The organism is Bradyrhizobium sp. (assembly GCF_035309285.1).
GTDB lineage: Bacteria > Pseudomonadota > Alphaproteobacteria > Rhizobiales > Xanthobacteraceae > Bradyrhizobium.
Window position 1 is genome coordinate 24129 of sequence record NZ_DATGFH010000056.1, and the last position, 7496, is coordinate 31624.

5 protein-coding genes are annotated in these 7496 nt (G+C 66.2%); all 5 read left to right on the plus strand.

Annotation, left to right across the window (positions count from 1 at the left end):
• Window positions 1-18: 18 nt before the first annotated feature.
• Window positions 19-3714, plus strand: coding sequence for an AsmA family protein (locus VKR55_RS11300; protein ID WP_324402893.1), 3696 nt, complete (start codon window positions 19-21; stop codon window positions 3712-3714).
• Between the two features lie 69 nt (window positions 3715-3783).
• Window positions 3784-4722, plus strand: coding sequence for a LysR family transcriptional regulator (locus tag VKR55_RS11305; protein ID WP_324402895.1), 939 nt, complete (start codon window positions 3784-3786; stop codon window positions 4720-4722).
• Between the two features lie 125 nt (window positions 4723-4847).
• Window positions 4848-5723 carry a shikimate dehydrogenase gene (locus VKR55_RS11310; protein WP_324402897.1) on the plus strand — a complete coding sequence of 292 codons (876 nt, stop codon included), beginning with the start codon at window positions 4848-4850 and terminating at the stop codon, window positions 5721-5723.
• Between the two features lie 48 nt (window positions 5724-5771).
• The gene (locus VKR55_RS11315) at window positions 5772-6899 is read left to right on the plus strand and encodes an ABC transporter substrate-binding protein (RefSeq protein ID WP_324402899.1); all 1128 of its coding nucleotides are present in this window, start codon (window positions 5772-5774) and stop codon (window positions 6897-6899) included.
• A 51-nt stretch (window positions 6900-6950) separates the two neighbouring features.
• On the plus strand, window positions 6951-7496 hold a 546-nt coding region (locus VKR55_RS11320), incomplete at its 3' end, for a branched-chain amino acid ABC transporter permease (RefSeq protein ID WP_324402901.1).

Genomic DNA, 7496 nt, shown 5'->3' on the forward strand with positions numbered 1-7496 from the left:
TGTCCAAGAGGAGACCCCGTGCAGACGACCCTGCTCGGACTGGCGATTGCCTTCATACTTGCGCTTGTTGCGGCGCTGATCGGGCCGTTCTTTATCGACTGGAACCAGTTCCGGCCGCAGTTCGAGGCCGAGGCGAGCAAGATCATCGGCGCCCCGGTGCGGGTCGCGGGCGCGCTCGATGCGCGGCTGCTGCCGACGCCGACGCTGCGCCTGCGCTCGGTCGTGGTCGGCGGGGCCGATGACCTCGGCCGCATCCGCGCCGACAAGCTCGACGTGGAATTCTCGCTCGGCGATTTGATGCGTGGCCAATGGCGCGCCAACCAGCTTAATGTCGCGGGGCTAGCACTCGATCTCGGCCTCGATCCGCAGGGTCGTGTCGACTGGCCGGCCTGGAAGGGCAGCTTCAATTTCGCGTCGCTTTCGATCGACCGGCTGAACCTCACCGGCCGTATCGCGCTGCACGACGCGGCGAGCCGCTCCACGCTCGAGCTGAACGACATCGCCTTCTCCGGCGACGTGCGCTCGCTCGCAGGCTCGGTGCGCGGCGGCGGCAATTTCACCGTGGACGGTACGCGCTATCCGTTCCGCGTCTCCTCCGGCCAGAATCCGGACGGCAACTCGACCCGCGTGCACCTCACCATCGATCCGTCCGAATTGCCGCTTTCGATCGATCTCGAAGGCCAGCTTGCTTTCCAGGCGCGCGCGCCGAAATTCGCTGGCACGCTGGTGCTGGCGACGCCGCCGCCGAAGGAGGGCAGCGAGCATGAGCCGACGCCCTGGCGCGTCGTGACGAAGCTCAAGGCCGACCACGCGGCGGCCCAGCTTGAGCAGATCGAGGCGAGCTATGGCGAGGAAGACCGCGCCTTGAAGCTTACCGGCCTCGGCGATGTCAGGTTCGGCGCGTCGCCGCTGTTGCGTGCGACGCTGTCCGGGCGCCAGCTCGATGCCGACCGGTTTCTTGCCAAGGACGCGGGCAAGGACAATGACAAGGACAAGGACAACAAGGGCGGTGGCGGCAAGGCTGCGCGCCTCCTGACGGCGCTGCATATGCTGATGTCGGAGTTGCCGCAGATGCCGATCCGGACGCGCATCGAAGCCGGCGCCGAACAGATCATGCTGGGCGGACGGCCGCTGCAGAACGTGTCGCTGGCGCTACGCGGCGATGCTTCGTCCTGGGCGGTTGACCGGCTTGATCTACGGGCGCCCGGCACCACCCAGATTTCCTTCACACACAGCGGAAGGTCGACTGTGCCGCCCGGCAGCTTCGCCGGCACGCTCGATATCGATTCCGCCGATCCCGATATTCTGCTGGCCTGGCTGCAGGGCCGCGGCGACGCGGTTCGCCGCACGCAGAAGCCGTTTCGGCTGGTCGGCGATGTCACCGCGAGCCCGGACCGGATCGCGATCGATGCACTGAACGCCGAGATCGACGGCGGTGCTATCGAGGGCCGCGTCACCCTGTCGGCTCCGCGACCGCCCCGGGGCACACGGCTTGAGGCTGCGCTGAAAGCAGAGAGCCTCGATCTCGATGCAGCCCGCGCGTTCGTGCGATCGCTGGCGGGACCCGACGCGGTCTGGCCCGACGAAGCATCGGTCTCGCTCGATATCGGCCGTGCCCTCTCGGCCGGACAGGAACTCAAACCCTTCGCCGTCAAGTTCGGTTACAGCGCCAAGACGCTGCTGCTTGACCAGTTGAAGTTCGGCCAAGCCGGCGGCGCGACGGTCGAAGGCTCCGGCAGCTTTGATCGGGCCGAAGCGACCGGCCGCCTCGCGCTGAGCGCCAGCGCAAACTCGCTCGGCCAGCTCTCGACGATGCTTGCGCCGGTCGCGCCGTCCTTCGCCTCACGTCTGCAGGCGGTGGCGACCGCGCCGGGCCCGGCGCGCCTGAAACTTCAGCTCAGCGTCGGCAAAAATGCCGCCAAGGCGACGCTGGCCGACGCCCATGCCGCGCTCGAGCTCAACGCGCCGCAGCTCAATGGCGCGGCCACCATCACGGCCAAGCCGGAACTCGCCTCGCTACGCAGCTTCGATCTCAACGCGCTCAGCCGCAGCCAGGTGAGCGTCGACACGAAGCTCGCGGCGGAGCGGGGCGAGGCGCTGCTTGCCTTGCTCGGGCTTGATCGCGCGGTTGCGGTGACCGACGGCGGGCTGCAATTCCAGGGATCGGTGAGCGGCGTGTGGCACGAGCCGTTGCGGCTCGATGCCAAGATGTGGGGCGACGGCATCGATGCGGAAGTGCAGGGTACGGCCGCACCGTGGGGAGACGCGCCGAAGGCTAGCGTCAATTTGAAGGTCCGCAGCGTCAATCTCGCGCCGATGTTCGGCCTCAAGCCGACCGATGCGTCGGCGCAGAATATCCGCTTGTTCGCGCGCGCCTCGCTCGCCGACAACAAGCTCGCGCTGGATGACATCGATAGCGTCGCGGACGGCTCGCGCCTGCGTGGACATCTCGTGGTGGCGCTTGCTGACGAGCGCTCGGTCGACGGCGAAGTCGGGCTCGACCGCCTCGATCTCGCGCCGGCCTTCGCGCTCGCGATCGGCGCTGCCGGCCAAGATCCGACCGAGCCGCTTGGCTCGGGCCTGATGAAGGGCTGGCGCGGCCGCGTTGCATTTCAGGCGCTGCGTGGGGCGTTGCCGGGCGGTGCCGAATTGCTTCCGGTCAGCGGGGTCATCAAGAGCGATGGGGAGTCGCTGAGCTTCGAGCAGCTCAAGGGCAAGATCGGCGGCGGCGACGTCAGCGCGACGATCGACGCGAGGCCCGATCCCAACGGCATCCTGGTCAATTCGCGCCTCGATTTTTCCGGCGTCGACGACACCGCGCTGCGCTATCGCGGCATGAAGATGCCGTCGGGTCGTGCTTCAATGCAGATGACCCTGATGAGCCGGGGCCGCAGCGTTGCGGCGCTGGCGGGTGCGATGTCGGGCAGCGGCACCATGACGCTGGAATCGGCCAGCATTCCCGGGCTCGATCCGCGCGCCTTCGACGTTGCGATCCATGCCAGCGATGCCGGCCAGCCCACCGACGACAATCATCTGCGCCAGCTCGTCGCTCCGGTGCTGGCGGCGGGCAGACTGCCCGTTGCCAACGCGCAAATCCCCTTCAACATCCGCGACGGCCGGCTGCGCATTGATGCCACCACGCTTCAATCAGGCAATGCGCACGTGATCGTCTCAGGCGGCTACGACATGCTGGCCGACCAGGCGGACGTACGCTTAAGCTTTTCCGCCGACTCGATCGGATCGGCGAGCAGCCGCCCGGAAATCCAGATTTTCGCGGCGGGAACACCGGATGCGCTCAACCCGACGCTCGACCTCACCTCGCTGTCGTCGTGGCTTGCGGTGCGCACCATCGATCGCGAAACGAAGCGGCTCGACGCCTTCGAGCGCGGCGAGCCGCCGCCAGCCGAGCCGCCATCGGCACCGCCTGCGACCGCCGCGTTACCGTCTACGGCGGGGCCGGGACCAGTCCGGCCAAATCCGCCGCAGAACGACGTGCCGCTGCCCGGCCGCGATCCGCGCCGCCTGTCGCCGAAGGCGGTCTTGACGCCGCGTCCGGCGGTCCCACCGGCGCCGCCGCTGATGAGCCAGCAGGTGGCCCCGCTGCCGCCGCCGATCGAGGTGCGGCCTGCGCCAGGGCCAGCGCCAGCTCCTGCCAGGCCAAGACCGCCACGACGTCCGCCGATGGTGCTGACGCCGCAGGTTACGCAGCCGTGACCGGCTTGAGATCGCGCGCACGCCGCCTATGCTGGCGCGAGGGGTGGTCCCTCGGGGGATCTTGATTCAATGATGACGCTGCGCCAGGTCGAGGTCATCCGCGCCGTGATGGTCACCGGCACCATCGGCGGCGCAGCAAAACTACTCAACGTGTCGGCGCCGGGCATCAGCCGCCTCGTCAAATACACCGAACGCTCGCTCGGCATCCGCTTCTTCCAGCGCCAGAACGGCCGCTATTTCCCGACCTCGGAAGCGCAAAACATCTTCGAGCAGATCAACGGCGTCTACAAGAAGATCGAGGATCTCTCCGGCATCATCTCCAAGATCGGCCATGGCGCGCTGTCGGAGCTGCGCGTCGGCTCGGTGCCCAGCATCTCGCAGGTGATGGTGCCGCGCGCGATCGAGCGCGTTCGCCGCCGCTACCCCGATCTCGGCATCGATATCAACATCCTCAAGATCGAGGAGGCGATCGACTATCTGCTGCTGGGAAAGGGCGAGTGTGTGGCCATGAGCTACCGGCTGGACCATTCCGGCCTCGACTTCCTGCCGCTTGCGTCCGGCGAATTGTTCTGCATCGTGCCGCTCGGCCACGAGCTTGCCGGCCGCAAGCAGGTATCGGCGGCAGAGATGACGCGCTATCCCCTGATTGGCATCGATCCCAACGATCCTTATGGCCGGATCATGAGCAACATTTTCGCGCGCAACAGGCTGAGCTACGACATCACCATCAAGGCTCGCTTCGGCACCACCGTGTGCGCACTGGTGAAGGCCGGCCTCGGCATCGCCGTGATCGATCAGTTCACCGTCGCCCATGGCGGCTATCCCGGCGTCGAGCTGATCCGCATCGCCGAGCCGACGCGGTTCGACACCTATATCGCGGTGAAGCGCGGCGCTTCGCTGTCGCTGCATGTCGAATATTTCATCGATGCTTTGCGCTCGGAAATGCGCGCGCTGGAGCCCGGCAAGACGGCCGCAAAAGTCGCTAATTCGCGAGAACGGAAAAAATAACATAATGTTATGTTTGTGCGATAAATGGATAATTGTGTTAGACGGGGGAAACGCTATCGTTCGCGGGACTCACATGACCTTGCGCGGGGCGTGAGGATCATCATCAGCGAGACCCGATAGCGACTGTGTCGAAAGCTTACCCTGAGAGACGCGTGCTCACCGGATTGATCGGAGCACCGATCGCCCATTCCGCCTCGCCCTTGATGCACGAGGCGGCGGCCGAAGCCCTGGGCCTGCGCGGGCATTATCAGCTCATCGAGGTTGCGGGCGCCGACCGCGCCGCCTTGCGCGCGATGCTCGACGGCGTGCGACGGCTCGGCTTTGCCGGCGTCAATGTCACCTATCCCTACAAGGAGGCGGTGGTCGAGCTGCTCGACGAGCTCGCGCCTGGTGCTGCCGCGATGCAGGCCGTCAACACCGTGGTGGTGTGCGAGGGCAAATTGATCGGGCACAACACCGACACTACTGGATTTGCGCGGGCGGCCGCCGGTCTGGTCGCGGACTCCGGTCACGGTCCGGTGGCCCTGATCGGCGCGGGTGGCGTCGGCAAGGCGATCGCGTTTGCGCTGGCGAGCCTCGGCGTCAGCGAAGTCCGCATCTTCGATGCCGAGCGTGCGAAGGCGGAGAAGCTCGCCGGGCTGTTGCACGGTCAAAAAGGCATCGTGGCTGCCGACAGTGTCGAGGCGGCGGTCAACGGCGCCGTTGGCCTCGTCAACGGGACACCGGTCGGCATGCTGCCGAACCGCGGCACGCCGGTGCCGGAGGCGCTGCTGCACGCCGGATTATGGGTGGCTGACGCCGTCTATTCGCCGCTGTACACGCCACTGTTGCTGGCGGCCAAGGCCAACGGCGCGCGGATCATGACCGGGCGAGAGCTCGCGATCTGCCAGGCCGCCGATGCCTTCGAATTGTTCACTGGGCTCTCGCCATCCGTGTCGGTGATGGGCGATGCGTTCGATCGTGTGATGGCGGCGCGGCGCGACGCTTCATACGCGGCTTGACAAGGCGGCCGGAACAAGACCGCCAGCGATTAAAGAGGGAGGACATACATGAAGCCATTCATTCTGGCCGGCGCGATGCTGGCGATCATCGGCAGCAGCGCCCATGCGCAGACGATCAAGCTCGCCGACGTCGCCGAGCTTTCCGGCGGGGGCGCCACCGTCGGCACCAACTGGAAGAACGGGATCGATCTTGCGGTGGAGGAGATCAACGCCAAGGGCGGCATTTTGGGCCACAAGATCGAGGTCACCCACGCCGACTCGCAGTCCAATCCGGGCGTGGCTCGCGCGCAGGTGCAGAAGGCGCTCGACAGCGAGCCTTATGTGCTGCTCGGCCCCGGCTATTCCGGCTCGGTGAAGGTGACGGAGGCGCTCGCGGCAGACGCCGGCGTCACGCAAATCATGGGCGGCGAGGCCGCCGAGCTGACGCAGGCTGGCGACAAATTCGTATTCCGCACCTCGTTCGGCCAGCAATCCTCGATGCCGAAGGTCGCCAAATACATCAACGACGAGTTGAAAGCGAAATCGGTTGCCGTCGTCTGGGTCAACAACGATTTCGGCCGCGGCGGGCGCGACGTCATCACCAAGGAGTTCGGCCGCCTCGGCATCAAGGTCGCTGCCGACATCTCGACCGAAGCGGGGCAGGCGGACTTCGCCGCCGACGTCGCCAAGATCAAGGGCGCGGCGCCGGATGCGGTCTTCATCTATCTCAATGAGGAAGAGAGCGCGCGCCTTTTGAAGGAACTGAAGCGCCAGGGCGTCACCGCGCCGCTGATCGGCGAGACCACGCTGGTCGGCCAGAAGGTGATCGAGCTTGCGGGCGACGCCGCCAACGGCGCGCGCGGGCATGTAGGCTTGACCACCGACGCACCGGTGGCGCTCGTCAGGGCGTTCCGCGACCGCTTCGTGAAGAAATACAATTACGTGCCCGATCACAACGGCATCAAGGGCTACCTCGCGGTCTACATGGTCAAGGCCGCGACCGACAAGATGGGCAAGCTCGACTCGAAGCATATCGCCGACACGCTGCATGGCATGACCATCAAGGCGTCCGACGAGCCCGGCATGCTGATGGACGTGACCTTCGACGAGAACGGCGACATCGATCGCCAGGGATTCCTGGTCGAAGTCGTCAACGGCAAGCAGGTGGTGAAGCAGGTGCTGCCGAAGCTGCACTGAGCTTGCGGCCTATCCTGGCGGGTTCCGGCTGTGGCCGAGGAGAAATGAGTCATGTCTGATCTGCTCGACCTGGTGGTGGCGGGGCTGGCGATGGGTGCGATCTACGCGCTGGTGGCGGTCGGCTTCACGCTGCTCTGGCAGACTTCGCAGACCATCAATTTCGCGCAGGGCGAATTCGTCATGCTGCCGGCCTTCTTCGTGCTGGCGGCGATGCATGCCGGCGCGCCGTTCTGGTCGGCGATCCTCATCGGCATCGCCTTGTCGATGATCTTGCTCGGGCTCGGCTTCAAGATGTTGTTGGTCGATCCGATGCTGCGCCATGGCGTGTTGCCGCTCGCGATCGCGACCATGGCGCTTGCGATCGGGATCAAGGAGGCCGTCAAGCAGTTCTTCAGTGCCGAGGCTTCGCCGTTTCCCTCCATCGTGCCCGCCGGTGAAATCTCGATCTTCGGGCGGGCGGTGTCGCTGCAGAGCCTTGGCGTGCTGGCGCTGGCGATCCTGGCAGTGGTCGGCCTCACCGCGCTGTTGAACCGCACCTCGATCGGGCGGCAAATGCAGGCGGTGGCGCAGAACCCGAACGTCGCGCGCATCATCGGC

Excerpts from the sequence above, each read along its gene's own strand:
- VKR55_RS11315 (WP_324402899.1), top strand. The coding sequence starts at position 5,772 with ATGAAGCCATTCATTCTGGCCGGCGCGATGCTGGCGATCATCGGCAGC.
- VKR55_RS11305 (WP_324402895.1), top strand. The coding sequence starts at position 3,784 with ATGATGACGCTGCGCCAGGTCGAGGTCATCCGCGCCGTGATGGTCACC.